The organism is Pseudomonas sp. GM21, from assembly GCF_000282215.1.
GTDB lineage: Bacteria > Pseudomonadota > Gammaproteobacteria > Pseudomonadales > Pseudomonadaceae > Aquipseudomonas.
On record NZ_AKJS01000063.1, the window covers coordinates 1 to 997 of the forward strand.

The 997-nt window shown below is 58.4% G+C and carries 2 protein-coding genes; both read right to left on the reverse strand.

Features of this window, described 5'->3' with window-relative positions; all coding sequences use genetic code 11:
• A partial coding sequence (locus tag PMI22_RS31315) for an ATP-binding protein (protein WP_007944386.1) occupies nt 1-118 on the reverse strand: 118 nt, incomplete at its 3' end.
• The coding region (locus PMI22_RS20805) for a Mu transposase domain-containing protein (RefSeq protein ID WP_007944388.1) at nt 111-997 on the reverse strand (887 nt) is incomplete at its 5' end. The genes PMI22_RS31315 and PMI22_RS20805, both read right to left, overlap by 8 nt.

The window sequence follows — 997 nt, forward strand, 5'->3', positions numbered from 1 at the left end:
GTTCGAGCAGCCATTTCGACGACGCCGTCGAAGCTTCTCCTTGGGACGCCAGCTCTTCCCAAGCGCTGGCCATGCCATGCAGCCGCAGTTCTTTGAGTTCCGCCATAAGATCACGCATTGCGAGTCTCCTCATCGGTGGTACGGAGCCGGTCGTAGCGCGCCGTATTGGCGACAGGCGCGACCTTGAGTTGAAGACTGGTTTCGGCAGATGGAGGGGCTGCTGTCGATGTCAGTCGAGCCAGGACATTCAGGATGTGATCAGCGCTCAAGCTGCCTGATTCAAGTACCAACTCAACAGCCACCAACACGGCATCGAGCCCGGCGACGGGAACCGCAGCCAGTACCTGCGTCATGACTCGATCACCATTGGTGTGACGTCTCAGACCACGCTTGAGAAGCAGCAATGGCTTCGGCAGATCGGCAAACGGAGCGCCATTGCGTAGCGCACCAGGCTTGCGTTCGATGAGTGGGATGTAATGCTGCCAGTCAAAACTGACCTGGTCTCGATCAAAGAGGCGCTCGTGACTGGCAATTATCGTTTCATCGGCGATGACCACTACCCGGGAGGGATACAGGCGGCTGCTGACCCACTGACCGACCCGTTCACACGGCACCGAGTAGCGATTTCGCGTCACGCTGATCAGACAGGTGCTGGAGACCCGCACCGTGCGTTCGACATAGCCGTCAAAGGCCGTGGGCATAGGCATCATTTCCACCCGTTCCAGTTCCAGGACGTCCGCCACCGTCAGCCCGTTGTACTGTGGGTGCAGCAACTCGTTCCAGAGCGCACGACAGCGTTGTCCAAGCCAGACATTCAGTTCTTCGAAGGTGTGGAACATGCAATCTTGAGCATCGAGCCAGATGCGTCGCCGGCTGTCCTGGACGTTCTTTTCGACGATGCCTTTCTCCCAGCCCGAGGCCACGTTGCAGAAGTCCGGATCAAACAAATAGTGCGCACACATCACGGCAAACCGAGCATTGACCGTGCGGCCCTTAC